Below are 24860 nucleotides of genomic sequence, written 5' to 3'. Positions count from 1 at the left end.
TAATTAACTTTTTTGTTTACGGTGCTTTTTATTCATACGCTTTTGCATTTTAGCAAATTTCTCTTTTTGCTCAGCGTTAAGTACTTGCATTACTTGGTGTTGCGTTTTTAGTTTAATTAAACCAAATTGCTCACCTTTTTCGCGGCGATCATTTAATAGCTCTTTTGCTGCATTTTCGTCAAATGTTGCCGCCGAAAGTAACGCATCCATTTTTGCTTTATGCGCTTCACGCGTTGCTTTGCGGGCTTCTTTATCGTCGCCACGCAACGCTTTCATTTGTGTTTTTTGCGCTTCAAAAATAGCTTTTAGCTTAGTTTGCTGCTCATCTGTTAAGCTTAATTTTTCAACGCCGCGCTCAGAAAGTAAAAAGCGAGCTTGAGAATGGCCTTGTTTATGTCCGTCGCCTTTAGCTAATACGCTACCAGCACCAAGCGTTGCTGTTGCTAAGCCACAGATAAGTACTAATTTTGAAAGTGTGTTTAATTTAGTCATAATCATTACCTTAATATTGAATTGGTTGGTTGAGCGATTGTGGCTGCTAAGCCAGTGAGTTAACTATACCTAACTCAATGCAAAGTAACGCAAAGCAGTGTAAAGGTTGTGTAAAGATTCACCTTTGCACTATTTAGCGGGTAAAATAACGCTATAAACAACTCTAAGGGTTTGTAAATGAAACTATTAATGATTGATGACGACACTGGCCTTTGCGAGCTATTAAGTGAATATTTAACTGCCCAAGGGTTTGAAATACAAAGCGTACACGACGGTGAGCAGGGGCTTAAACTAGCACAAGCAAATGACTACGCCCTTATATTGCTAGATGTAATGTTACCAACGCTTGATGGTTTTGAAGTGCTTAAACAACTTAGGCAAACAAAACTCACACCGGTAATAATGCTTACTGCAAAAGGTGAAGACTTTGACCGTATTTTTGGTCTAGAGCTAGGCGCTGACGATTACATACCAAAGCCTTTTAATCATCGTGAATTACTAGCCCGCGTAAAAGCTATAACACGCCGTATAGAGCACATTAATAGCTTAAATGCAGCTACAACGAGTAAGTTACTCGTTAATGGTATTACTGTAAACCTTGCAGCTCGAGAGGCCTCAATCGACGGCTCTACACTGACTCTTACTGGTACAGAGTACGAAATACTCACGCTATTGTGTAAAAATGCAGGCGAAGTGGTTAGTAAAGAGCAAATTAGCGAAGAAGTACTAGGCAGGCGTTTAGCTTCTTTTGATCGCTCTATCGATATGCATGTAAGTAATATCCGTAAAAAAATAGCTGAGCATATTTCAGGTGAGCGAATTAAAACAATGCGAGGTACGGGTTATGTCTTTATCCAAGGCGAATAAAAGCACTTACTTTGCTTGGTTAAAACATCCTGGGCACTACCTGTTTTTTAAAGTATTTATTTGGTTTTGGTTAACTATAATCGGCACCGTAGCAGCGCTTATATTTTTAAGTAATATAACCGCTATTAATGCGGTATCTAACGAGCCACTTTATGGCCCAATGAAAAAAAATCTGATATATACCGCTAAAAGCATTGAGCGTTCTGCTGTTAAACATAAGCGCACCCTAAGCGAAGTATTAGTTCACCCTCGCCTATCAAAGCGTAAACTTTTATATTTAAGCGCAGCACAATCCGATGACTCACTTAGTAATAAAGAAGTGCCAGAGAGCATCGATTTAAGTTTATTAAATTTCACTCAAAATATGTCACCGCAAATTATTTTCACTGAAAAATATCAAGCCTTCGGCCCTGTTAATATAAACGTGCCTGAAGGGAGTTTTTATCTTTATGAAATAGATATTAATCATCAACCACCGCTAATAATGCGCTTTAAGCTTATGCCTAATTGGATGAAAATAGTCATCGCAATTGTTGCCTCTCTTATTTTAAGCTTTGTATTTAGCCGGAACTTAATAGCCCCTATAAATAGCCTTAAAAAAGCGGCAATTAAACTATCAGCGGGTAACCTAAGCGCAAGAGCCGACATTTCTGTAAACCGAAAAGATGAGCTAGGAATACTAGGGCGAGATTTTAACAGCATGGCTAATCAGTTAGAGCTTTTAATCAGCTCACAAAAACGCTTATTAGCCGACATATCACATGAGTTACGATCGCCTCTTACACGTTTAAAAATGGCTACCGGGCTTGCACAAATGCAAGCTAACGACGCTAGCCAATCGTATTTATTACGCATAGAAAAAGAAGCTAACCAACTCGATAAAATGATTGCCGACGTGCTGCAAGTTTCTCGCTTAGAAGCAAAAAGCCAAGCGCTTTCACTGCAAAAACAATCATTACAAATAATTGTAGATCACGTTATTAACGATGCGCAGTTTGAAGCAAAACAAAATAATAAGCAGCTAAATATAGTGGGCGCTGTAGACGTAAACATTAATTGCGACGAAGGCCTTATTGCCAGTGCGCTTGAAAACCTATTACGCAACGCTATTAAATACGCAAATAATACAATTAGCATTACTCTAAAGCATGCTGATGCCATTTATATAGAAATATGTGACGATGGCTCTGGTGTACCAGATGATCAACTGAGTAAGCTTTGCGAGCCCTTTTTTAGACAGTCAGATGCGCGGGATCGCGTAAGTGGTGGCACGGGTTTAGGTCTTGCGATTGCTAAAAATGCTATTACTGCGCATGGCGGCAGTTTAGTATTATCAAATAAAGAACTAGGTGGCTTGTGTGCTAATATAACCTTGCCATTAATAAAAGAGTAAAGCATGTTTTATAGTAGTGAGCGTGAGCTTAAGAGTAATCAAATAACAATTAATAACTTTTATAAAAACACGCTAATTAAAGCTTATTTAGATACACCTAACGGGCAATTATTTTATGCTTATGCCATACCAGATAAAGCCAAAAATGCCATTGTAATAAGCTCTGGGCGCCTTGAAGGGTTAGATAAATATAAAGAGTTGTTATGGGAGCTGTATAACAATAATTTTGCCATATTCATAGCCGATCACCAAGGACAAGGCCGCTCTTATCGCCACCAACTAAATAAGCACAAAGGCCATGTTAATCAATTTAAAGATTACAGCGCAGACCTAAACTTATTTAATACACAAATAGTGGATACTCATTGGCAAGGTAAAAAGGTGTTAGTGAGTCATTCAATGGGCGGCGCCATAGCATTTGACTATCTTGCGCATTTTGAACACAACTTTAGTGGCGCGTTTTTATCAGCGCCTATGCTTGATATTTATACAAAAAACACACCAAAGCCTTTAGCTAAATTAATAGCAAGTACTGCAACCCTTTTGGGTCAAAAAGACAATTACGCACTAGGGCAAACCGATTACATACCCGATGAGTTTGCTACAAATGTATTAACCAGCAGCCCAGTACGTTACGAGCTATTTAGGCAAACATATCAAGAAGAGCCATTACTACAGCTCGGCGGTGTTACTTACGGCTGGCTAAATGCGACGTTTGCATTTATAACTTCTGTGGATAACTTAAGCGTGACTATTCCACTTTATATTGCCAGTGCGCAAAACGACGAAGTGGTTGATAACAATGCCCAATATAAATTAGCAAACAGGCACGTAAACACGGTACTTAAAAGCTTTGAAGGCGCTAAACACGAGCTGTTTTTTGAACGTGATGAAATACGCCAGCCATTGCTTAAAAGCTTGTATCAGTTTTGTGAGTCGGTGACGGCTTAATAAGTACCGACAAAGGGTCGAGGTGGATCAGTATATCTACCTCAGACTCAAAGCGTTCTTTAAGCATTGCCTCTACTTCATCAGCTACGTTATGTGCGCGAATCAAACTTAAATGATCATCAAGCTCTAAGTGCATTTGGATAAACTTAACTTTTCCGCCTTGGCGCGTACGAATATCATGCACACCATGTACATCAGCATGGGCTCTGGCTATATCAAATATGCTTTGCTTTTCATCATCTGGCAGTTCTTTATCCATTAAATGATCGGCACTATCGCGAGCAATATCCCAGCTGTTATAAAGTAAGTAACCCGCTACACCTATCGCAAAAACAGGATCGGCATACAACACACCATAATAAGCTAACAAAATAGCTAATAGCACAGCGGCATTTAATATTAAATCACCTTTGTAATGTACTGAGTCGGCTTTTATAGCAATTGAATCGGTGTATTTAACCACCTTGTTTTGTACAAATACAATGACGAGCGTGCACGCAATAGCAAAAATACTTACCCACACACCTAATAAAGAATGGCTTAACTGTATAGGGTTAAATAATCGCTCAATACCATGAAAAGCAAGTAGGCAACCTGAGCCTGCAATAAACGCGGCTTGCCCAAGTCCAGCAAGTGCTTCAGCTTTTCCGTGTCCAAATCTATGGTCATCATCTGCTGGGCGCAGTGCGTAACCTAACACTAAAAAACTCATGGCGGTGGCAGTAATATCCATTAACGAATCAGTTAACGAGCCAAGCATTGAAGCAGAGCCAGAAGCCAGCCATGCCCATGTTTTTGCGCCAATCATTAAACTAACCATTACCATGGTAACAATGCTTGAAGTTTTAACCCAAAATTCGTAGCTACGGTTATGCACGTTTTAATCCGATAATTAGGAGTATTCAATAGTGTGAGTATATCATTTTTTTAAAAGGTTTCGTGTATACTGCCCTTCGTCAAACTACAGATTATTTTATAAGGCTCATTATGCTGGATATTGTTTTATACCAACCTGAAATACCGCCTAACACTGGTAATATTATTCGCCTATGTGCCAATACCGGCTATGCATTACATTTAATTGAGCCGCTAGGTTTTGAGTGGGACGATAAGCGCGTGAAACGTGCAGGACTTGATTATCATGAATTTAGTCATGTTCAACGCCATGCCTCATTTGAAGATTACCTTGAAAAATGTAAACCAAAAAAAATATATGCATGTACAACCAAAGGTAGTCAGTTTCACCATGAAGCAAGTTACGAAGCGGGTGACTGCTTGGTATTTGGCCCAGAGACTCGCGGCCTGCCTGACGATATGATCCAAGCACTGCCAAAAGAGCAGCGTGTGCGTATTCCTATGCAAGCCAATAGCCGCAGCATGAACTTGTCAAACGCAGTAGCTGTGTTTGTTTACGAGTCGTGGCGCCAGTTGGGTTTTCCTAACGCGCAGTAAATAGCTTTGAGCTAAACAACAAAAAACCGACATAACGTCGGTTTTTTAGTTTTATAAACGCTTATAAAATTATTCAGAACGTTGCTCTCGGCCTAATAGCGCCATTGCAGCTTCTTTCATATCTTTATTTTCATAAAGCACTTTATAAATTTGCTCGGTAATCGGCATTTCTACACCGCTACGCTGCGCTAATAAATACACTTCTTTGGTATTTCTAAAGCCTTCCACTACTTGACCAATTGACTCAATAGCAGCATCGACGCTTTCGCCTTTACCCAGCGCTAAACCAAATCGACGATTACGTGATTGGTTATCTGTACACGTTAGTATTAAATCGCCAAGGCCTGCCATCCCCATGAAGGTTTCTGGCTTAGCACCAAGAGCGCAACCTAAACGAGTAAGCTCTGCAAGGCCTCTGGTTATAAGCGCGGTACGCGCATTAGCGCCAAAACCAACACCGTCCGAAATACCGGCACCAATGGCAATTACATTCTTAACCGCACCACCGAGCTGTATACCAATAAAATCATCATTGTTATACACACGGAATGAGCGACCACAATGAAGTAAATCAGCAAGCTGCTGAGCAAATTCAGGCGACGTAGAAGACACTGAAATAGCTGTAGGTGAACCCATCGCCATTTCTTTTGCAAACGTAGGACCCGACAGTACCGCAAGTGGAATGTCATCACCCAATTCTTGCAAAGCCACTTCTTGTAACAAACGTCCAGTATTAGGCTCAAGTCCTTTAGTTGCCCACGCTACTTTAGCACCGTCTTGCAATGCAGGTTTGATCTGCGCAAGTGTGTCGCCAAAAGCATGGCTTGGCACAACAACAAGTACAATAGCGCTGTTAGCAACGGCATGTTGTAAGTTAGCTTCAAGAGTAAGAGTATCTGGAAAAGGAGCATCAGGTAAGTAACGTTGATTTTTCCGCTCAGCTGCAAGCGTGGCAACGTCGTCGCTATTTCTTCCCCAAAGTGTCACGTGGTGACCATTTCGGGCTAAACAAATAGCAAGGGCGGTGCCGTAAGACCCCGCCCCTAATACAGTAACAGCTGTAGTTGCTGTACTCATAGGTTATGCGTCTGCTGAAGCCTGGTCAGCTTGCGCAGTACGTTGTTGCATGTATTGTGCAAATAACGCATCAAAATTAACTGGCGCAAGGTTAAGCTGTGGGAAAGTACCACGGTTAACAAGGTTTGAAACAGCTTCACGTGCATATGGGAACAACACGTTAGGACAAAATGCACCTAGCATGTGCGCAAGTTGCACTTCTTCAACTTCAGCAATAGTAAAAATACCTGCTTGTTGAATTTCACATAAGAACGCAGTTTCTTCACCAAGAGAAGCGGTTACAGTTAGCGCTAAAACAACTTCAAATACACCTTCGTCTAGTTTATTAGAGCGTGTATCTAGGTCTAGCTTAACTTCTGGCGTCCATTCTTTTTGAAAAATGGCCGGAGAGTTTGGCGTTTCAAACGATACATCTTTAGTGTAAATACGTTGAATAGTAAATTGTGCGCCGTCTTGTGCAGCTGCTACGTTTTGATTTTCTTCGTTCATTGTTATTCCTAACTTGTTCGTTATTATAATTAAATTAAGCGTTTAGCTTAGCGTCAAGTTTACCTTGCGCTTCAATAGCCATCATGTCGTCGCAGCCACCGATATGTTCATCATTAATAAAAATTTGCGGTACTGTGCTTGCACCATCTGCTTTGGCAATCATTTCATCGCGTAACTCAGGCTGTACACCAATATCATAATTTGTGTATTCAACGCCTTTGCTGTTTAAAAGCGAAAGAGCACGCTGACAAAATGGACAATACGCCTTGGTGTATAAAACAACATTACTCATAATAAATCCTCTATCGGCCTAGCTAAACTGGTTAGCGACCTGTTGTAGTTGGTAAGCTGGCAGATTGCCACGCACCCATGCCACCTGCTAATAAGTAAACTCGTTCAAAACCAGCTTTACTCATAGCGGCTGCAGTACCTTGGGCAGTCATACCTGTAGTACATACAACTATAATGGGTTTAGTCTTGTACTTTTCAAGGCTTGAAAAGTCAGATTTTTTCGCATTCTCTGGGCTTAAGTGCTCAGCACCAGAAATACGCCCTGCATTAAACTCTTTTTGCGCACGTATATCGATTACTTGACCGTCATCACGGTTAATAAGTAACGTAAGCTGCTGAGGATTTATTTGACGAACAGCTGAAAGCTTACTCTTTATCCAGCCACTAACAATAAGGAAAACAATACCAACCCAAGCAAGGCTTAAAATGGGATGATTTGTAATAAATTCAATATATTGATCCATTCTACTTCCACTATGAAATTATGTTTTAAACCTAGGGCCTGTTGGCCTTTGTGGATTGAAATTTGTTCAATCTAGGGGCGATTAAATCGCGGCGCGAGATTTGTAACCTAGTGGGCTAAGTAAAAACCGAGCAACAAAGAGGTAATAGTCCCTAGAAAGAACCCAACGGGCAGCGTATGTTTGGTATTTATGCTACGTTATCGCCTATTTATGGGGAGTAACCACACTTCATAGGCTCTGCCTTGCCTAAAAACCAAACATACTGCTGCAAATTCAACCACCAAAGTGCAACACGCCCTAATATTTTAAGGATTTTGTACTTTAGCCACGCAAGTATACCCAAACCAACCTAAAATGCGAGTTTAGGAGCACTTAGAGACGTTTAAAAAACGATAAAGCCCCCCATATATAGTCAACAAGAACTCTGGATAATAAATCTATCTCAAGCAGAGTTCAGGTTAGTCAATGAGGTATAAGTGAAAAAATTTAATATCTTGTTTTCAATGCTGATCCTAGCTTAAAAACACGGTATGCTAAAACCACGCTAATAAACCTTTTAGGTGCACAGTATCCATCAACAGATACTAATTTTCAGGAGCTATTATGACAGAGCATAAAAAACCACTGGTATTAATGATTTTAGACGGTTGGGGATACCGCGAAGATACGCAAAGTAATGCTATTCTTGCAGCTAACACACCGGTATTAGACAATTTATGGGCCACACGGCCACACACATTAATATCAGCTTCGGGTTTAGATGTTGGTCTTCCTGATGGTCAAATGGGTAACTCAGAAGTTGGCCATGTAAATTTAGGTGCTGGTCGCATTGTTTATCAAGATTTTACCCGTATCACCAAAGCTATTAACGATGGCGAATTTGATTCAACCCCAGCCTTAGTTGAAAATATAGATAAAGCCGTAAAAGCAGGTAAAGCCGTCCACATAATGGGTCTTTTAAGCCCAGGTGGTGTGCATAGCCATGAAGACCACATAGTTGCTAGCATAAAACTTGCTGCAAAACGTGGCGCTAAAGAAGTTTACTTTCATGGCTTTTTAGATGGCCGCGATACACCTCCACGTAGTGCTAAAGCGTCAATCGAACGTATTGAAGCGTTATTTAGCGAACTTAAATGCGGTCGTTTGGCGTCACTTATTGGCCGCTACTACGCAATGGACAGAGACAATCGTTGGAACCGCGTAGAAAAAGCTTACAACGTAATTGCCTTAGCTGAAGGTGACTTTAATTTTGATAACGGCGTAGAGGCACTTAATGCAGCGTACGAGCGCGACGAAAACGATGAATTTGTAGCCGCTACAACCATTACACCAACAGGCGCCGCTCCTGCTTCAATAAACGATGGCGACACTCTAATTTTTGCCAACTTTAGAGCAGATAGAGCCCGCGAAATTACTCGCGCTTTTGTTGAGCCTGATTTTAATGGATTCGCAAGAAAAAGAACGCCAGAGCTTAGTGCATTTGTAATGATGACAGAGTACGCAGCTGATATAAATGCACCTATTGCCTTTGGTTCAACACCGTTAGTAAACGTACTAGGTGAGTGGTTTGAAAAAAATAACAAAACACAGCTTCGCATTTCAGAAACCGAAAAATACGCACACGTTACGTTTTTCTTTAGTGGCGGACGCGAAAGTGAATTTAAAGGCGAAACACGTGAGCTAATTCCTTCGCCGCAAGTTGCAACCTACGACTTACAACCTGAAATGAACTCAGAAATGCTAACCGACAAGCTAGTAGCAGCAATTAAAAGCGGTAAATACGATGCTATTATTTGTAACTACCCTAACGGCGATATGGTTGGTCACTCAGGTGTATTTGAAGCTGCTGTTAAAGCTTGTGAAGCTGTAGATAGCTGTATCGGCCGTGTTGTTGATGCACTTGAAGAGTTTGGTGGTGAAGCACTAATAACAGCCGATCATGGTAATGCTGAGCAAATGGCTGATCTTAAAACAGGCCAAGCGCATACTGCCCACACTAGTGAACCGGTACATTTTATATATGTTGGTCGCGATGCAGAGCCTATGCAAGGTAAAGCATTAAGCGATGTAGCCCCTACAATGCTTCACTTAATGGGCATGGAGCAACCAAGCGAAATGACTGGTACGCCTATCATGATGTTGAAATAACACATGAATAGACGTATTAACCGGTTAATTAAGTGCGGTTTAATACTAACTTCATTAGTGACTGCATCTGCAGTTGCTAATGAAGATCGTACTAAAAAAGACTTATCAGAAGTTCAAAATGCACTTGAGCAAAGCCAAGCTGAGTATAACGCCCAAAGAAAAAAAATAGCGTCGCTACAAAAAAACCTAAAAAGCCATGAACTCGATATAGCTAAAAATGCTAAAGCACTTAACATGGCAGAGCAATCAGTAAAAGAAACTAAAACACAGCAAAAAGAGCTACAAAATAAAGCCGATGAGCTCGATAAAAAGCACACTCAATTTCAGAAAATTTTAGCCGCGCAGCTTAAAAGCGCCTATATGGCCGGTGGCGACGACTACTCTAAAATGCTGTTAAATCAAGAAGACACTGCAAAATTTGAGCGCACACTTAGTTATTACAACTACTTAAATAAAGCCCGTATTGAACAAATTGAAGATCTAAAAGACCTTCAACAGCAAATAGTACAAAACCAAGAAGAGCTTGTTAAAACACAAGAAAAACTAGCGCTTTTATTTGATGAGCAAAAAAGACGTCAAACTGCATTGCTTAATGCACAAAGTGAGCGCCAAGCTAATCTTAAAAATTTACAAGCTCAGCTCAACAGCACCAAAAGTTCAATAAACTATTTAAAAGAAAACCAACAAACTTTAGTAGCAACAATTGAAGAACTCGAAAAAGAAAAAACACAGAAAATTGAATTACTGGGCCTAAATAAAAACAAAGGTAAATTGGACTGGCCGAGCAAAGGCAAGTTAGAGCACACATTCGGCCAACGTAAACATGGTGGTATTGATTGGAAAGGCGTATTAATTGGTGCAAAAGAAGGCACTAATATTAATAGCGTACATAATGGCCAAGTTGTATTTGCCGATTGGCTAAAGGGCTATGGTTGGGTAATTGTTGTAGACCATGGTGAAGGTTTTATGAGCCTATATGGTCATGCCCAAACACTGCTAAGAGATGTAGGCGACATGGTACGCGAAGGCGAAACCCTTGCTTTAGTTGGCCAAAGCGGCGGACAAGCTAGTTCTGGTCTATACTTTGAAATACGCCACAAAGGACGCGCAGTAAATCCTGTAAAATGGTGCAAACGCATTTAATTAAATAAATCGCTGCACCGCTCTGGAGCAGCTGATGACAACTAAAAAAACTGCAGTAATTACTATTGATAAAAAAAATACAGGCTTTTATAAAAGTCTGTATTTACTTGTACTACTAACCTTAATCGCTTTTTCTAGTAACGCACTAGCAAGCTCGATTAAAGATCTTAAAAGACAACAAATAGACGAAATACTCTTTAACATCCATACCTACTATGTTGAAGATCTCACCTTACAAAATAGCCACCACATTAAATATAATAGCCAACAGTTTGAGCGTTTATATTCAAAGCTCGACTCTTACTCTAAGTACTTAAATGAGCACGAACTAACCTCATTATTTGATAATACAAACGGGCGCTATACAGGTATTGGTATTGAGGTTAAAAATATCGACGAGAATATGACGATTGTTAATGTGGTTAATAACTCCCCCGCAAAAGCAGCGGGTATTTTGCAAGGTGATATTATTGTCAGTGTAAACAACCAAGCAGCCCAAAACCGTACAATCGATGAAGTAGCAACGCTAATAAGAGACAGTAAATTTTCAAATATAGACCTAATTATAAGTCGTGATAACAATAAAAACCCACTCACGTTTCATGTAGCACGCCGCCAAATAAACCTCGAAAGCGTAACAAGCGAACTTCTAGATTTTGGTACTGGTTATATAGCTATCAATAATTTTTCTAACCACACATTACATGAGGTTGCTCTGCAAGTTGCTGCCCTGCAAAGCCACTTTGGTTACCCACTTAAAGGCTTAGTAATTGATTTACGTGATAACCCAGGGGGTACATTACAAAGCGCAGTAGCGGTATCAGACCTATTTTTACAAAGTGGCACTATAGTGACGACTAAAGGGCGTTTTTACGATGCCAACCAAGCATTTTATGCAAAGAGTGGAGACATTCTAAAAAATGCCCCCATTGTTGTGCTTATAAATGAAAATTCAGCCTCTGCAGCCGAAATACTTGCAGCAGCACTTAAAGATAATAAACGAGCAACCGTTGTTGGCAGTCAATCTTTTGGGAAGGGTTCTGTACAATCGCTCATTCCTCTAGGTGATGGCAACACTGCATTAAAGCTCACCACAGCTAAATACTTTACGCCGCTAGGTAAATCGATTGATGGAATAGGAATAACCCCAGATGTGGCGGTTAATCAAACAAACCTTTCACAAAGTAATAAAGCCGTTATAATAAAAAATGAACACACTAACAGTAACGCGCAATTACTTACTGGTAACTTAGCCGACTTACAGTTAGTTAAAGCAAAACAATTACTCAGCATGCAGTAACTTGTATAAGCTGTTAAACAAAGCTAAAAAGATAATAAAAACTATAAACGTGAAAATAATAAAATGGCTAATATTAGCTATTTGTTTTAGCTCAGCAACAATTAGCGCTAAACAAATAGCAATAGTGATAGACGATATAGGCTATCATCAACGGGACTTAGAGTTCCTTTCCTTACCAGGGCAATTGTCGTATTCAATTTTGCCCCATACTCCTTATTCGCAAATTTTTGCAACGCTTGCTAGTCAATCAAATAAAGAACTATTACTTCATGTACCTATGCAGGCACTTAACGGTAAAGAACTCGGACCTGGCGCGCTTACTTTAAATATGAATAAAGAGCAGCTTCAGCAAACTCTAGGAACCGCTCTCGCTAGTTTACCGCAAGTTAAAGGCGTTAATAACCACATGGGCTCAGCGCTTACGCAAAAAAGCCAAGCTATGAAGTGGACAATGGAAGTGCTTAAAAAGCGCCATTTATATTTTTTAGATAGCCGCACAACCGATTTAAGCCAAGCACAAAATGCTGCTAACTTTTTAGGTGTTGCCAATATTAGTCGCCAAGTGTTCTTAGACAATATAACTACACCAGAACAACTGCAGCTAAGGCTTGAAGAATTAAAACAACTAGCCATCACTCATAATTCCGCTATTGCAATTGCTCATCCCTACCCAGAAACAATCGAATTTTTACGCCATGCCTTACCCGAGCTAACTAAGCAAGGTTTTGAGCTCGTGCCGGTTTCGCAGCTGGTTGAGCGTAAATACATTCAGTTAGCGCAGGCTGAGGGGAAAGGGATTAGTGCTAGATGATATAAGCTTTAAATAATGCTATATCCGAATGATAAACTAATACCAATTCGCTTAATTAAGTGGTCTATTTTGAGGGCGGAAAAACGTGTTGATAGCTAGGCAAAAAATTCGCTATTTAGTTGTTCTAAATGAGAATTTTTTAACGCAGGTAGCGACACGTTTAGCCCCGCAAAATGATTAAGTATTATTGCGGATTGGTATAACCATTCAATATGCAGCGCATCGGTATTACTTAATTGGATATTTTATCGTTGGGTTTCGCTTCGCTCAAACCAACCTACGCGAAAGCAAAAAGCCCCGCATTTTCATGCAGGGCTTTTTAAATTTTGCAGCTTGAACTGTGTTTAGCTCATAGCGCTTTGTAATTTTTTCATCGCTGTTTTTTCAAGCTGGCGAACACGTTCAGCAGATACACTGTACTTTTGTGCAAGCTCTTGAAGAGTCGCCTTATCATCCGACAACCAACGTGCGCTAACAATATCTTGTGAACGTTCGTCTAGTGTTTTAAGTGCGCTAAATAAACGAGTATGCGCTTGCTCTTTCCACTGCTCTTGTTCAACGTCGTCAGCTAAATCAGCTGCGCCATCTGTTAAATATTGTACTGGAGAGTACGTACTTGTTGGTGCGTCGTCGTTATCGTCGCCCGTTAGGTCAAAGCCCATGTCTTGGCCGCTCATGCGCGATTCCATTTCACGTACTTCTTTTTCACTCACACCTAGCTCGCTAGCAACGGTACTAACCTCAGCTTGATTAAACCAACCTAAACGCTTTTTATTTTTACGAAGATTAAAAAACAATTTACGTTGCGCTTTAGTGGTTGCAACTTTAACTATGCGCCAATTTTTAAGCACAAACTCGTGAATTTCGGCTTTAATCCAATGCACTGCAAACGATACTAAACGTACACCCACAGTAGGGTCGAAACGCTTAACCGCTTTCATCAGGCCTATATTACCTTCTTGAATAAGGTCAGCTTGTGGTAAGCCGTATCCCGAGTAGCCTTTAGCAATATGCGCTACAAAGCGTAAATGCGACATAATGAGTTGCTTGGCAGCACTAAGATCGCCTTCTTCCTGAAGTTTTTTAGCAAGTTCTTGCTCTTGTTCAACTTTAAGCATAGGAATAGTGCTTACCGCTTGAAGGTAACCGTCCATGCTTGCGCTTTGTTGTCCGACTGTAAGTGCCATTGCGTATAAATCTTTACTCATTTTTCACCTCGGTGATAAATATTTGAAACTATCTTAGCACTCTTTCTTTAAGAGTGCTAACCCCAATTTAAAACTTTTTTAAAGTATAAATCAAGCAGTTTTTAGTATGTGTTTAGTTTACTACAAGCGACTGAATAAGTGATGAATTGAGGGGCTGCAGCAGGTTAACCTCGCTGCATCACCTTATTTACAACTCATTACTTCATGGGAGGATAGTACATAAATATGACAATTTTAATAACAGGAGGTACAACCCAGTTCGGTACGATACGCATATCAAGCTGGGTTGGTTCACTTATAGTTTGCAGGATTTTTTATACTTTATCGGGTTCTATTTCTTTAATATATCGATTTACAGAAAGGTACGAGCCCACAAATCCTAAGCTTGTTGCAAGCAACACTAAAAAGCCGAGCTCATTAAGCGATAATCCAATTAACGAGAAGCTTGTTTGATACACCCCCGCTACACTGCTCACAGCGCTTGAAAGCCACCACATCATTAGTCCTACGCATATAAAGGCAAATAAACCACCTATTACACCATACCAAATACCGGTCCACAAAAATGGGGCATGTATAAAGGTGTTAGTTGCGCCGACTAGCTTCATTACTTGTATTTCTTCTTTTTTATCCATGATCGACAAACGGATGGTGTTACCAATAATAAGCGTCACTGAGGTAAGCAATAATAATGCGATGGTTATTACACTTTCTTTCAGTAAATCTAGTAATGCATTTAAACGCTCTAGCCACGCTATATCGAGCTTACCAAAATCAACTTCACGTTCACTTTCTAATTTAGTTAGCAGTACTTTAGCGGCATTTGGGTGTCTGTGACGTTTTGTAGGAGTAACAAGTACCACATCAGGTAATGGGTTTTTATCTAAGTACTCTAAAGCTTGCCCAAAGCCAGATACGTCTTTAAATTCTGTTAGTGCTTTTTGCTTTGAAATAAATTCAACGCTTTCCACTTCTGGATAAAGTGCTAAACGCTTTACTAATGTTTGTGTTTCTTGCTCGTTCATACTTTCTTTTACAAACAACGATATCTCACTCGCTTCTTCAAAACCACTACTTACTTGCTGTACGTTTTTAACAACGAGATAAAGTGTTGCAGGTAACGTTAGGCTCAAACCAAGTACAGCAATAGTCATCATAGATGCAAGCGGCGTACGCCACATTTCACCTAAGCTATGAACACCTTGGCGAAAAATATTAATAATGAAAAAATAACCGCCAGCTAATACTGATTTTTTTTGCTTGTCGTTACTATTTTGACGACTTTTAAAAAGTAAACTCATAGTGCTCCCTCAGCGAGCGGATCTTGAAGCATGCGGCCATCTTTTAAGGTTAGACTGCGGTACTTCATACGTGCAACCAAACCTAAGTCATGCGTCGCTATAAGAACAGTGGTGCCGTGTTTATTAAAGTCCTCAAACAGCTTTAGGATTTCCATTGAAAGCTCAGGGTCTAGGTTACCTGTAGGCTCATCGGCTAACAGAATTGGCGGAGAGTTTACAATTGCTCTGGCAATACCAACACGTTGCTGCTCGCCTCCAGAGAGCATAGACGGATGACATTTTATTTTGTCTATCAGGCCTACTTTATCAAGCGCACCATGAACACGTTTAGCTATTTGCTTATGGTGAGTACCCTCAATAATAAGAGGCAGTGCCACGTTATCAAAAATGGTATAGCGCTCTAGTAAGCGGTGGTTTTGAAAAATAATACCTATATCACGGCGAGCATAAGGAATTTGACGCGAGTTTACTTTATTTAAATCAACACCGTTGATAAATACACTGCCTGCCGATGGACGTTCCATTAAGCTAATTAACTTAAGCAACGTACTTTTACCCGCACCACTGTGGCCGGTTAAAAAGGCAAGTTCACCCGGTTTAACATGAAAATTAACTTTTTCGAGGGCGCGGTGCCCTCCAGGATAAGTCTTACTTACTTGCTGAAAATTTATCATCTTTTTATTATGCCAATTCAATTAGTTTACTAATAAAATTGGTATTCCTCGCAATTAAAAAGGGAGCAAGCTCCCTCTTTTGGTAAATTAAACGTCGTCCTCATCTTGGCTAAATAACGCATCAATAAAGTCATCGCTTTTAAAAGCGCGTAAATCATCAATACCTTCACCAACACCAATGTAACGAATTGGAATATTAAACTTATCTGCAACCGCAAAAATAACACCACCCTTTGCAGTTCCATCAAGTTTTGAAAGCGTAATACCAGTTAAGCCAACGCATTGATTAAATAAGTTCACTTGGCTAATTGCATTTTGACCTGTGCCAGCATCAATGGTTAGCATCACTTCGTGCGGCGCATCAGGATCAATTTTTTTCATAACACGAGCTATTTTTTCAAGCTCCTGCATTAAGTTATCTTTATTTTGCAAGCGACCCGCTGTATCTGCAATTAACACATCTATATTACGTGCTTTTGCAGCTTGGAATGCATCAAAAACAACCGATGCACTATCTGCACCCGTATGCTGTGCAATAACAGGAATGCTGTTACGTTCACCCCAAACCTGAAGTTGCTCAACAGCAGCCGCTCTAAACGTATCGCCAGCAGCCAGCATAACCGACTTACCTTCGCTTTGAAATTGCTTAGCCATCTTACCAATAGTCGTTGTTTTACCAACGCCATTTACGCCCACCATTAAAATAACAAATGGCTTTTTATCTTTGGTAATTACTAAAGGCTGTTCAGCCGTTTTTAGCATCGCCGCCATTTCTTGTTTCATTAACTCATAAAGCGCATCACCATCTTTTAACTGCTTACGGTTTGCAGCATCAGTTAAGCTATCAATCAACTTCATGGTGGTATCAACGCCTAAATCGGCGGTGAGCAGCTGTGTTTCAAGATCTTCAAATAATTCGTCATCTATTTTTTTACCACTAAAAATAGATGCAAAACCAGAACCTATATTAACGCGAGTTTTTAACAAGCCCTTTTTAAGACGAGAGAAAAACCCTTCTTTTTTCGGCTTTTCTGCTTTTTTAGCTTCTTCAATTGCAAGTTCTTCTGCAATGCGCTCTTGTTCTAAACGCTCATTCTCTGCTTTTTCAGCAGCAATGCGTTCTTGCTCTGAACGCTCGTTTTCTGCTTTTTCCGCTGCAATGCGCTCTTGCTCTAAACGCTCGTTTTCTGCTTTTTCAGCAGCAATGCGCTCTTGCTCTAAACGCTCATTTTCTGCTTTTTCTAAAGCAATGCGTTCTTGCTCTAAACGTTCATTTTCTGCTTTTTCAGCTGCAATGCGCTCTTGTTCTAAACGCTCGTTTTCTGCTTTTTCAGCCGCAATGCGCTCTTGCTCTAAACGCTCGTTTTCTGCTTTTTCTAAACCAATGCGCTCTTGCTCTAAACGTTCATTTTCTGCTTTTTCTAAAGCAATGCGCTCTTGCTCTAAACGTTCATTTTCTGCTTTTTCCGCAGTAATGCGTTCTTGTTCTAAACGCATTTGCGCTTCTTGTTCTGCTAAACGTTTTGCTTGCTCTTGTCTTTGTGCTTCAGCATCTGCTTGTTCTTTTGCTAATAACTCAGCATTCGCTTGCTCTATTGCAAGCTTTTCAGCTTCATCCTTTTTTTCAAGGCGTATTTGATCTAGTCGCTCAGCCTCTACTTTTTCTGCAGCCAATCGCTCTTGCTCTAACAGCATCTGCGTTTCTTGATCGGCTAAACGTTGTGCATATTCTTGTCTTTGCGCTTCTGCATCAGCTTGTTGTTTTGCAAGTAATTCAGCATTGGCCTGCTCAATTGCAATCTTTTCTGCGTTTTCAGCACGATCTTGCTCTAAACGTTTTGCTTCAATTTGTTCAGAAGCAATACGCTCCTGCTCTAAGCGCTCTGTTTCGGCCTCTGCTTTTAAACGTTCAGCTTCAGCTTGCTCCTGTGCTAGCGTTTCTTGCTCTAAACGTTTAGCTTCAATTTTTTCAGCAGCAATACGCTCCTGCTCTAAGCGCTCTGCTTCGGCTTCTGCTTGTAAGCGTTCAGTTTCAGCCTGCTGCGCAAGCTTTTCTTGCTCTAGCTTCTGCGCTTCTTCTTGCGCTAATGCTTGTTGTTTATCAGCGGCTGCTTTTTGCTCTGCTTCTTTTTTATCTGACTTGCCAAAACCGAGCCACGACATGAATTTACTTTTTTTTGTCATACTTGCTAATAACCACTTATAAAAATCTGATAAACTAAAATTTGAAATAGCTTGGCAATGCCCAGCAATAGTTGCTAATAAATACAACCATTCAAAACGTAAGTGTTCAATAGTAACACTTTTAATACGGTTGAAAAATGAAGCTACACGTAATCACCCATAATATTATCTGAGCTAGATACCATATACCATTTTTTAGTGAGCTAAATGAGAAAAAAAACAACGCAAAATAAAGCTACTAACAAGCCCAGTGATGGCTTTATTAGAGTGATTAGTGGCCAATTTCGAGGCCGAAAACTCCCTGTTAAAAATGTAGAAGGCTTAAGACCTACTACCGATCGAATTAAAGAAACTGTATTTAATTGGCTAATGCAAGATACGCGTGACACAAATGTACTTGATTGTTTTGCAGGTTCTGGTGGGTTAGGATTTGAAGCGCTATCTCGATTTGCAAAAAACGCCACATTTATCGAGCTCGACTCGTCAGCTGCCAAGCAATTAGAACAAAACATTAGCACTTTAAAGCTCGACAACGCATACGTTAAACATACTAATTCACTCTCCTTTTTAGAGCAAAAAAACACAAACGAAGCGTTTAATCTTGTATTTGTTGACCCACCATTTCGTAAAGATTTAGCGCAAACAACCTGCGATTTATTAGAAAAAAACCAATGGTTAAGCGATGATGCATTAATTTATGTTGAAATAGAAACAGAGTTAACCACCTTCAAGAACCCGAGCAACTGGTTGTTAATTAAAGAAAAAAAGGCAGGCCAAGTGTTTTGCAAACTCTACCAGCGCCAAGCAAATTAATACTGTTTTACATGATGCGTTTCTGTTAATATTGTCCTTTACATGTGGTGTTGCTTCGGATTACAATACCGCACCATTTTTGAACCACTTGATCAATGTTTGATCAACTTGAGCAACGCTCATAATTTAGGTAGGTGAATTTTTAATGCCAGTAATTAAAGTAAGAGAGAACGAACCGTTTGACGTAGCACTTCGTCGCTTCAAGCGTTCATGTGAAAAAGCAGGAATCCTTTCAGAAGTTCGTCGTCGCGAGCACTATGAAAAACCAACAGCTGAGCGTAAGCGTAAAAAAGCTGCTGCAGTAAAACGTCACATGAAAAAACTTTCTCGTGATAACGCACGTCGCGTTAAATTATACTAATATATTAGGTCTTGTATAAATGAGCCTTTTAATAACGCTAAAAGATGCGCAAAAAGATGCGATGAGAGCTAAAGACAAACAACGTCTTAACCCTATTCGTATGGTACTTGCTGCAATCAAGCAACGTGAAATTGACGAGCGCATAGAACTAGACGACGCAGGTATTACCTCCGTTATAGTGAAGCTTGTTAAACAACGTCGTGACTCTTACACTCAGTACAAAGATGCTGGGCGTGATGATTTAGCTGATATTGAAGCAAATGAAATAGTAGCACTTGAAACTTTCTTACCTCAAAAATTGAGTGAAGAAGAAATCATTGCTCTCATTGATGCGGCTATTGCTGATACTAACGCAGCAGGTATGCAAGACATGGGTAAAGTAATGGGTATAATCAAAAGCAAAGCCGAAGGTCGTGCCGATATGGGCAAAATCTCTGGTTTAATTAAGCAACGATTAACTGCCTAATACTCCCACATACATTAAAGTATGATTGAAGTGAACCGAGCCTTGCGCTCGGTTTCTTTGTTTTTAACTTTAATAAAAAGTACACCTACTAGGTTACTTTAAAATGAAATTTTTTATAGCTTCCCTATTTATTTCGCTGTCATTTTGGTAAGTTAAAGCACACTATATTTTGCATCAAGCAAGTATAAAAAAGTAAATTTCATATTCGTTATTCTTCTTATTATTTCAGGACTGTATTTTACTAATGGCTGGAAAGATCCCACGTAACTTTATAGACGATTTACTTGCCAGAACCGATATTGTCGACCTGATAGACTCAAAAGTAGGTCTAAAAAAAGCAGGTAAGGATTATCAAGCTTGTTGCCCATTTCATAACGAAAAATCGCCCTCATTTACCGTATCGCAAGACAAACAGTTTTATCATTGCTTTGGTTGTGGCGCTAATGGTAATGCAATTTCGTTTGTAATGGAGTATGAAAAGCTTGAGTTTGTAGATGCTATTGAAGAAATAGCAAGCATGCTTAACTTAGAAGTACCTCGAGAACAAGGCACAAACTCAGCACCAGAACGTACTGCTGCACAAAAGCGCTCTGATTACGATTTAATGCTTCATACTGCGCGCTTTTATCAGCACCAATTAAAACACCACAGTAATTCTGCCGCCGTTATTGAATATGTAAAAGGCCGTGGTTTAAGTGGTGAAACAGTTAAAAAGTTTATGATTGGCTACGCCCCCAGCGAATGGGATGGATTATGTCTTCAGCTTGGCCGTAATAAAGAACAAAAAGAGCAATTAGTTGAATTAAAGCTAGCTTCAGAAAAAACACCAGGCAGACAATTTGATTTTTTCCGCGACCGATTAATGTTCCCTATTCGCGATAAACGCGGACGCGTTATTGCATTTGGTGGGCGTGTAATGCAAGCCGACCAAGGGCCAAAATATTTAAACTCGCCGGAGACCCGAATTTTTCATAAAGGCTTTGAGCTTTACGGACTTTATGAAGCAAAGCAAGCCCATAAAAAACTTGAGCATGTAATGGTTGTGGAAGGTTACATGGATGTTGTTGCCTTAGCCGAGCAAGGGATTGAATATGCCGTTGCATCACTAGGTACCGCAACAACAAGCGAGCACATGCATACGCTGTTTAGAACAACAGATAAAGTAATCTGTTGTTACGATGGCGACAGAGCTGGCCGTGATGCAGCTTGGAGGGCGCTTGAAAACGCACTTCCTTATTTAAATGACGGTAAAGCACTGCAATTTACTTTTTTACCCGATGGCGAAGACCCTGACTCTCTTGTACAAAAAGAAGGTAAGGAGCAATTCGAATTGCGCCTAAGCCAAGCAGATGACTTTACCAAAGTATTGTTTAATAAATTAAGCCAAGAAGTTGATTTAACACTCGACTCAGGAAAAGCTAAATTACTCAGTGCAGCACTTCCACTCATTGAAAAAATCCCAAGTGAATTTTATCAAGAAAACATTCTTGAACAGTTAGGGCGTTTAATCGGAAGAACGCGTGAGCAATTAAATAACCGTTTAAAAACGCCAAAGCAACAGCATTCGATTGAACGTAAGTTTAAAATAACACCAATGCGTCAAGCGATTGGTATTTTAATTCAACATCCTAATTTGGCTAAAAATGTGCCATATTTGCCTGAACTCGCACAAATGAATATTGCTGGTATAGGGCTATTATTACGCTTACAAGAGCAAGCTTTAGAAAAAGAAAGCATTACCACAGCGCAACTACTCGAATTTTTTAGAGGAACTGAAGATTACGAGCCCTTAATCAAGCTTGCAACGTGGCAACACGACATAAATGAAGAGCGTTTAGAGACGGTTTTTAAAAATACTTTCAAGTTTATTGAAGATCAGTGTTTAAATTATCGACTCGAGACCCTATTAATAAAGGACAAGACACAAGGCCTTAGTAGCGACGAAAGACTTGAGTGTCATTTGTTAATGACAGCGTTAAAAGCCACTAACAGCTAGTCAAAATTGATTTAAACTGTTATACTGTGCTATTCACTGCGTCACATTATTCTAGTTGGCTTTAATGCAAACTACATGATGGCGCCTGTTGTATCAACTTATCAGAGTGGAAGAAACAATCTCTATGGATCCAACTCCTCAGTCACAATTAAAACTTCTGATTCAAAAAGGTAAAGAGCAAGGCTACTTAACTTTTGCAGAAGTAAATGATCACCTTCCACAAGACATTATAGACTCAGATCAAGTAGAAGATATCATAAGCATGATTAATGATATGGGTATCAAGGTTAGCGAAAACGCGCCTGATGCTGATGAATTAATGATGCAAGAAACAACGACAGACGAAGACGCAGCTGAAGCTGCCGCTGCAGCCCTTGCGACTGTAGAAAAAGAAATCGGCCGTACAACGGATCCGGTTCGCATGTACATGCGTGAAATGGGTACTGTTGAACTTCTTACACGTGAAGGCGAAATTGTAATCGCTAAACGTATCGAAGAAGGCATTAACCAAGTACAGATTTCTGTTGCAGAGTACCCTGAAGCAATCACTTACCTGCTAGAGCAGTGGGATAAGTTTGAAGCTGAAGAAATGCGTTTAAGCGATATCATCGTTGGATTTATCGATCCTAATGAAGATACAGCGCCAATTTCAGCAACTAATATCGGTTCAGAATTAAGTGCTAAGCAACTTGATGACGATAAAGATGACAAAGATGATGCTGATAGCGATGACGAAGATGAAGAAGAAGTAGACACAGGGCCAGATCCTGAAGAAGCGCGCATTCATTTTGAAAATTTACGTGATTTATACAATAAAGCACGTGATACGTTTGAAGCTAAAGGTCGTTCGCATCCTGAATCACAAGCCGCCATTTTTGAAATTGGTGAGCTTTTCAGAACCTTTAAATTAATACCTAAACAGTTTGACCGCATGGTAAATAACATGCGTGAAATGATGGATCGTGTTCGCGTTCAAGAACGTCTAATCATGAAACAAGCTGTACAAATTGCTAAATTACCGAAGAAAACATTCGTTAAGCATTTTGCTAATAACGAAACTGACGCTTCATGGGTAGATTTAGAAATTTCAGGTAACGAAAAGTATTCAGCTAAACTTGAAGAAGTTAAGCCAGAAATCATTCGTAGCATTAATAAACTATCTGTTATTGAACAAACAACAGGTTTAAGCATTGAGCGTATTAAAGACATTAACCGTCGAATGAGCATTGGTGAAGCGAAAGCACGCCGTGCGAAAAAAGAAATGGTTGAAGCTAACTTACGTCTTGTAATCTCAATTGCTAAAAAATATACAAACCGTGGCTTACAATTCTTGGATTTAATTCAAGAAGGTAACATTGGTCTGATGAAAGCAGTTGATAAGTTTGAATATCGCCGTGGTTATAAGTTCTCTACTTATGCTACGTGGTGGATACGTCAAGCAATCACTCGCTCTATTGCTGACCAAGCAAGAACAATCCGTATTCCAGTACATATGATTGAAACGATTAATAAACTTAACCGTATTTCTCGTCAAATGTTACAAGAAATGGGTCGTGAGCCAAATCCAGAAGAATTAGCAGAACGCATGATGATGCCTGAGGATAAAATCCGTAAGGTACTTAAGATTGCTAAAGAGCCAATTTCAATGGAAACACCAATCGGTGATGATGAAGATTCTCACTTAGGTGACTTTATCGAAGATACAACTATTGATTCGCCAATCGATTCGGCAACAATGGAGTCTCTTCGTGGCGCAACTAACGATGTACTTGCAGGCCTAACAGCCCGTGAAGCTAAAGTACTACGTATGCGTTTTGGTATTGATATGAATACCGACCACACCTTAGAAGAAGTAGGTAAACAGTTTGACGTAACACGTGAACGTATTCGTCAAATAGAAGCGAAAGCGCTGCGTAAATTACGCCACCCTTCTCGCTCAGATTTACTGAAAAGCTTTTTAGACGCTAAATAATTTAGCGCTACTATATAAACTAAAAAGGCCGCTATAGCGGCCTTTTTTCTATTTGAAGGAAATAATCATGGCTTGGATCCAAATTCGTATTAACGCCAATGCTGCAACAGCAGATGCAGTAAGTGACCTATTAATGGAAGCGGGTAGTGCTTCAGTAACCTTTATTGACGCAAAAGACACCCCTATTTACGAACCCAAAATTGGCACCGTTGTATTTTGGGCTGATACAACAGTAATTGGCTTGTTTGAAGCTAATCACGATATGAATGAAGTCGTTGCGTTATTGAAACGCCATGATGAACTAAAAGACAATTTAGTATACAAAATAGAGCAGCTTGAGGATAAAGACTGGGAACGTGAATGGATGGATAACTTCCACCCTATTCAATTTGGTGAAAGGCTATGGATTTGTCCAAGCTGGCGCGACATTCCAGATCCTGATGCAGTAAATGTACTGCTTGACCCTGGCCTTGCCTTTGGTACGGGCACACATGCAACAACGGCCTTATGTCTTAAGTGGTTAGAAAGCCAAGATCTAACAGGTAAAACGGTTGTTGATTTTGGTTGTGGCTCAGGCATTTTAGGTATTGCAGCTATAAAACTAGGCGCAGAGCGCATGATTGGGATTGATATTGATCCTCAAGCGCTTGAGGCAAGCCTCGATAATGCTAACCGTAATGGCGTTGCAGACAAACTTGAAGTATACCTTCCAGAAAACCAACCTGAGTTTACCGCCGACATAGTAGTGGCAAATATATTAGCCCAGCCACTTCGCGAATTGCACAGTGTAATTTTAGGTTTATTAAAGCCTGGTGGAAAAATTGCCATGTCGGGTATTTTAGAAGAACAAGCACAATCAGTTGCTGATATTTATGCACCGTTTATTGAACTAGATGACATTGCCGTTGAAGGTGATTGGACTCGAGTAAGTGGCACTAAAAAAGCGTAATAAACTGCACAACCAAATTTAGAGCATTAACTCAAAACCTGCATGTAAAGCCTGTATT

General features: G+C 40.0%; 24 protein-coding genes. 14 read left to right on the top strand and 10 right to left on the bottom strand.

Annotation, left to right across the window (positions count from 1 at the left end):
* Positions 1–3: 3 nt before the first annotated feature.
* Positions 4–492: a Spy/CpxP family protein refolding chaperone gene (locus CXF89_RS03200; protein WP_121953779.1), complete on the bottom strand. Its 489-nt coding sequence runs from the start codon at positions 490–492 to the stop codon at positions 4–6.
* 177 nt (positions 493–669) lie between these two features.
* Here CXF89_RS03200 and CXF89_RS03195 point away from each other — a divergent pair, with 177 nt between their 5' ends.
* The 3 genes from CXF89_RS03195 to CXF89_RS03185 are packed head-to-tail and all read left to right on the top strand — an operon-like array spanning position 670 to position 3703.
* Positions 670–1359, top strand: coding sequence for a response regulator (locus tag CXF89_RS03195; RefSeq protein ID WP_101163286.1), 690 nt, complete (start codon positions 670–672; stop codon positions 1357–1359).
* Positions 1337–2752 (top strand): ATP-binding protein, encoded by a 1416-nt coding sequence (locus tag CXF89_RS03190; RefSeq protein WP_121953778.1) that lies wholly within the window; start codon positions 1337–1339, stop codon positions 2750–2752. The genes CXF89_RS03195 and CXF89_RS03190 overlap by 23 nt, the downstream gene beginning before the upstream one ends.
* Positions 2753–2755: 3 nt before the next feature.
* Complete coding sequence (locus CXF89_RS03185) at positions 2756–3703, top strand: alpha/beta fold hydrolase (protein ID WP_121953777.1); 948 nt, start codon at positions 2756–2758, stop codon at positions 3701–3703.
* Here the strand turns inward: CXF89_RS03185 and CXF89_RS03180 are convergent.
* On the bottom strand, positions 3663–4529 hold the full coding sequence (locus tag CXF89_RS03180; RefSeq protein ID WP_081709160.1) for a cation diffusion facilitator family transporter: 867 nt from the start codon (positions 4527–4529) through the stop codon (positions 3663–3665). The genes CXF89_RS03185 and CXF89_RS03180 overlap by 41 nt on opposite strands.
* A gap of 161 nt (positions 4530–4690) precedes the next feature.
* Between CXF89_RS03180 and trmL the strand changes: the two genes are divergently transcribed.
* Positions 4691–5155 (top strand): tRNA (uridine(34)/cytosine(34)/5-carboxymethylaminomethyluridine(34)-2'-O)-methyltransferase TrmL, encoded by a 465-nt coding sequence (gene trmL, locus CXF89_RS03175; protein ID WP_007582820.1) that lies wholly within the window; start codon positions 4691–4693, stop codon positions 5153–5155.
* A 69-nt stretch (positions 5156–5224) separates the two neighbouring features.
* Here the strand turns inward: trmL and gpsA are convergent, their stop codons facing one another.
* From gpsA to CXF89_RS03155, 4 genes are read right to left on the bottom strand one after another with little or no spacing between them, the layout of a single operon-like run.
* Positions 5225–6232 carry an NAD(P)H-dependent glycerol-3-phosphate dehydrogenase gene (gene gpsA, locus CXF89_RS03170; protein WP_121953776.1) on the bottom strand — a complete coding sequence of 336 codons (1008 nt, stop codon included), beginning with the start codon at positions 6230–6232 and terminating at the stop codon, positions 5225–5227.
* A 3-nt stretch (positions 6233–6235) separates the two neighbouring features.
* Positions 6236–6721, bottom strand: coding sequence for a protein-export chaperone SecB (gene secB, locus CXF89_RS03165; protein ID WP_007582825.1), 486 nt, complete (start codon positions 6719–6721; stop codon positions 6236–6238).
* A gap of 34 nt (positions 6722–6755) precedes the next feature.
* Positions 6756–7013 carry a glutaredoxin 3 gene (grxC, locus tag CXF89_RS03160; RefSeq protein ID WP_121953775.1) on the bottom strand — a complete coding sequence of 86 codons (258 nt, stop codon included), beginning with the start codon at positions 7011–7013 and terminating at the stop codon, positions 6756–6758.
* Between the two features lie 31 nt (positions 7014–7044).
* Positions 7045–7476 carry a rhodanese-like domain-containing protein gene (locus CXF89_RS03155; RefSeq protein WP_002957784.1) on the bottom strand — a complete coding sequence of 144 codons (432 nt, stop codon included), beginning with the start codon at positions 7474–7476 and terminating at the stop codon, positions 7045–7047.
* 603 nt (positions 7477–8079) lie between these two features.
* Between CXF89_RS03155 and gpmM the strand changes: the two genes are divergently transcribed.
* The 4 genes from gpmM to CXF89_RS03135 are packed head-to-tail and all read left to right on the top strand — an operon-like array spanning position 8080 to position 12878.
* Positions 8080–9624 (top strand): 2,3-bisphosphoglycerate-independent phosphoglycerate mutase, encoded by a 1545-nt coding sequence (gpmM, locus tag CXF89_RS03150; RefSeq protein WP_121953774.1) that lies wholly within the window; start codon positions 8080–8082, stop codon positions 9622–9624.
* 3 nt (positions 9625–9627) lie between these two features.
* Positions 9628–10767, top strand: coding sequence for a murein hydrolase activator EnvC family protein (locus CXF89_RS03145; RefSeq protein ID WP_024606965.1), 1140 nt, complete (start codon positions 9628–9630; stop codon positions 10765–10767).
* Positions 10768–10801: 34 nt separating this feature from the next.
* Positions 10802–12067: a S41 family peptidase gene (locus CXF89_RS03140; RefSeq protein WP_121953773.1), complete on the top strand. Its 1266-nt coding sequence runs from the start codon at positions 10802–10804 to the stop codon at positions 12065–12067.
* Positions 12068–12116: 49 nt separating this feature from the next.
* Entirely contained in the window at positions 12117–12878 is a 762-nt protein-coding gene (locus CXF89_RS03135) for a divergent polysaccharide deacetylase family protein (RefSeq protein WP_180961376.1), read from the top strand.
* Between the two features lie 344 nt (positions 12879–13222).
* Here the strand turns inward: CXF89_RS03135 and rpoH are convergent, their stop codons facing one another.
* The 4 genes from rpoH to ftsY form a co-directional block, all read right to left on the bottom strand.
* Positions 13223–14086, bottom strand: coding sequence for an RNA polymerase sigma factor RpoH (gene rpoH, locus CXF89_RS03130; protein WP_007582838.1), 864 nt, complete (start codon positions 14084–14086; stop codon positions 13223–13225).
* Between the two features lie 314 nt (positions 14087–14400).
* Positions 14401–15387, bottom strand: a complete 987-nt coding sequence (gene ftsX / locus CXF89_RS03125) for a permease-like cell division protein FtsX (RefSeq protein ID WP_007582840.1) — start codon at positions 15385–15387, stop codon at positions 14401–14403.
* The gene (gene ftsE, locus CXF89_RS03120) at positions 15384–16061 is read right to left on the bottom strand and encodes a cell division ATP-binding protein FtsE (protein WP_007582842.1); all 678 of its coding nucleotides are present in this window, start codon (positions 16059–16061) and stop codon (positions 15384–15386) included. Before ftsE ends, ftsX begins: the two co-directional genes overlap by 4 nt.
* Before the next feature lie 87 nt (positions 16062–16148).
* Positions 16149–18245, bottom strand: a complete 2097-nt coding sequence (ftsY, locus tag CXF89_RS03115) for a signal recognition particle-docking protein FtsY (protein ID WP_121953783.1) — start codon at positions 18243–18245, stop codon at positions 16149–16151.
* A 207-nt stretch (positions 18246–18452) separates the two neighbouring features.
* Here ftsY and rsmD point away from each other — a divergent pair, with 207 nt between their 5' ends.
* From rsmD to prmA, 6 genes are all read left to right on the top strand, one after another.
* Positions 18453–19058, top strand: a complete 606-nt coding sequence (gene rsmD, locus CXF89_RS03110; protein ID WP_121953772.1) for a 16S rRNA (guanine(966)-N(2))-methyltransferase RsmD — start codon at positions 18453–18455, stop codon at positions 19056–19058.
* Between the two features lie 145 nt (positions 19059–19203).
* Positions 19204–19419: a 30S ribosomal protein S21 gene (gene rpsU / locus CXF89_RS03105; protein ID WP_002957797.1), complete on the top strand. Its 216-nt coding sequence runs from the start codon at positions 19204–19206 to the stop codon at positions 19417–19419.
* 19 nt (positions 19420–19438) lie between these two features.
* Entirely contained in the window at positions 19439–19885 is a 447-nt protein-coding gene (locus CXF89_RS03100; RefSeq protein WP_007586535.1) for a GatB/YqeY domain-containing protein, read from the top strand.
* A 244-nt stretch (positions 19886–20129) separates the two neighbouring features.
* A complete protein-coding gene (gene dnaG / locus CXF89_RS03095) occupies positions 20130–21881 on the top strand; it encodes a DNA primase (RefSeq protein ID WP_007586534.1) in 1752 nt (583 codons plus the stop codon).
* A gap of 124 nt (positions 21882–22005) precedes the next feature.
* Entirely contained in the window at positions 22006–23853 is a 1848-nt protein-coding gene (rpoD, locus tag CXF89_RS03090) for an RNA polymerase sigma factor RpoD (RefSeq protein WP_007586533.1), read from the top strand.
* Between the two features lie 67 nt (positions 23854–23920).
* Positions 23921–24802, top strand: a complete 882-nt coding sequence (gene prmA / locus CXF89_RS03085; RefSeq protein ID WP_010553367.1) for a 50S ribosomal protein L11 methyltransferase — start codon at positions 23921–23923, stop codon at positions 24800–24802.
* The last annotated feature ends 58 nt before the right edge of the window (positions 24803–24860 follow it).

Origin of the sequence: Pseudoalteromonas sp. MelDa3 (assembly GCF_002863625.1) — a bacterium.
GTDB lineage: Bacteria > Pseudomonadota > Gammaproteobacteria > Enterobacterales > Alteromonadaceae > Pseudoalteromonas > Pseudoalteromonas arctica.
The sequence above is the reverse complement of the archived record's forward strand: the minus strand, read 5'-3'. Positions and strand labels throughout refer to the sequence as shown.

Bases quoted from the DNA above. Each gene is read 5' to 3' on its own strand.
- CXF89_RS03200 (WP_121953779.1), bottom strand. From the start codon at position 492: ATGACTAAATTAAACACACTTTCAAAATTAGTACTTATCTGTGGCTTA.
- CXF89_RS03195 (WP_101163286.1), top strand. From the start codon at position 670: ATGAAACTATTAATGATTGATGACGACACTGGCCTTTGCGAGCTATTA.
- CXF89_RS03190 (WP_121953778.1), top strand. From the start codon at position 1,337: ATGTCTTTATCCAAGGCGAATAAAAGCACTTACTTTGCTTGGTTAAAA.
- CXF89_RS03185 (WP_121953777.1), top strand. From the start codon at position 2,756: ATGTTTTATAGTAGTGAGCGTGAGCTTAAGAGTAATCAAATAACAATT.
- CXF89_RS03180 (WP_081709160.1), bottom strand. From the start codon at position 4,529: ATGGTAATGGTTAGTTTAATGATTGGCGCAAAAACATGGGCATGGCTG.
- trmL (WP_007582820.1), top strand. From the start codon at position 4,691: ATGCTGGATATTGTTTTATACCAACCTGAAATACCGCCTAACACTGGT.
- gpsA (WP_121953776.1), bottom strand. From the start codon at position 6,232: ATGAGTACAGCAACTACAGCTGTTACTGTATTAGGGGCGGGGTCTTAC.
- secB (WP_007582825.1), bottom strand. From the start codon at position 6,721: ATGAACGAAGAAAATCAAAACGTAGCAGCTGCACAAGACGGCGCACAA.
- grxC (WP_121953775.1), bottom strand. From the start codon at position 7,013: ATGAGTAATGTTGTTTTATACACCAAGGCGTATTGTCCATTTTGTCAG.
- CXF89_RS03155 (WP_002957784.1), bottom strand. From the start codon at position 7,476: ATGGATCAATATATTGAATTTATTACAAATCATCCCATTTTAAGCCTT.
- gpmM (WP_121953774.1), top strand. From the start codon at position 8,080: ATGACAGAGCATAAAAAACCACTGGTATTAATGATTTTAGACGGTTGG.
- CXF89_RS03145 (WP_024606965.1), top strand. From the start codon at position 9,628: ATGAATAGACGTATTAACCGGTTAATTAAGTGCGGTTTAATACTAACT.
- CXF89_RS03140 (WP_121953773.1), top strand. From the start codon at position 10,802: ATGACAACTAAAAAAACTGCAGTAATTACTATTGATAAAAAAAATACA.
- rpoH (WP_007582838.1), bottom strand. From the start codon at position 14,086: ATGAGTAAAGATTTATACGCAATGGCACTTACAGTCGGACAACAAAGC.
- ftsX (WP_007582840.1), bottom strand. From the start codon at position 15,387: ATGAGTTTACTTTTTAAAAGTCGTCAAAATAGTAACGACAAGCAAAAA.
- ftsE (WP_007582842.1), bottom strand. From the start codon at position 16,061: ATGATAAATTTTCAGCAAGTAAGTAAGACTTATCCTGGAGGGCACCGC.
- ftsY (WP_121953783.1), bottom strand. From the start codon at position 18,245: ATGACAAAAAAAAGTAAATTCATGTCGTGGCTCGGTTTTGGCAAGTCA.
- rsmD (WP_121953772.1), top strand. From the start codon at position 18,453: ATGAGAAAAAAAACAACGCAAAATAAAGCTACTAACAAGCCCAGTGAT.
- rpsU (WP_002957797.1), top strand. From the start codon at position 19,204: ATGCCAGTAATTAAAGTAAGAGAGAACGAACCGTTTGACGTAGCACTT.
- CXF89_RS03100 (WP_007586535.1), top strand. From the start codon at position 19,439: ATGAGCCTTTTAATAACGCTAAAAGATGCGCAAAAAGATGCGATGAGA.
- dnaG (WP_007586534.1), top strand. From the start codon at position 20,130: ATGGCTGGAAAGATCCCACGTAACTTTATAGACGATTTACTTGCCAGA.
- rpoD (WP_007586533.1), top strand. From the start codon at position 22,006: ATGGATCCAACTCCTCAGTCACAATTAAAACTTCTGATTCAAAAAGGT.
- prmA (WP_010553367.1), top strand. From the start codon at position 23,921: ATGGCTTGGATCCAAATTCGTATTAACGCCAATGCTGCAACAGCAGAT.